This is a genomic window from Vibrio sp. D173a, from assembly GCF_030248475.1.
In genome coordinates this window covers 1-559 of the sequence record NZ_JAHGAH010001077.1, presented here as the reverse complement: position 1 = coordinate 559, position 559 = coordinate 1, and the positions used below count along the sequence as shown (strand labels likewise).

Sequence of the window (559 nt, the reverse complement as noted above, 5' to 3'; positions counted from 1 at the left end):
AAACCTAATTACAACTTGATAATCGGTCACTGATAAAGACCGAGCAAAAATCAGTATGAGTCAGAAGCCACATCGACGTGGCGAAAAGGAAGAATTAAAGGAATCATTATGACAATTATCCGCACCGTAACTAAAAAGACATTGGCCACTACTGCAGTGAGCGCGCTGGCATTTAACGCCTATGCTGCTGTTGAGCCTCAACAGTGTGAGAACGTTCGTTTTGCTGATGTAGGTTGGACTGACATCACCGCAACCACAGCGGTTACCACAGAACTGCTGAAAGGCTTGGGCTACCAAACCAAGACCGATCTGCTGTCTGTACCTGTGACTTACTCTTCAATGGCGAACGGCGACATCGATGTTTTCCTTGGCAACTGGATGCCAACCATGGAAGGCGATATCGCTAAGTACCGTGAGGCGGGCACTGTGGAAACGGTACGTGCCAACCTTGAAGGCGCCAAGTACACGCTGGCAGTGCCTAAGTACGTTTACGATGCAGGTGTGAAGAGCTTTGCTGATCTCGCGAAACACGCTGACAAATTCAAAGACCGCATCTACG

1 protein-coding gene is annotated in these 559 nt (G+C 48.7%); it reads left to right on the top strand.

Annotated features, from left to right (window positions below):
• Positions 1–108: 108 nt before the first annotated feature.
• The coding region (locus KIV40_RS31410; protein ID WP_285353215.1) for a glycine betaine ABC transporter substrate-binding protein at positions 109–559 on the top strand (451 nt) is incomplete at its 3' end.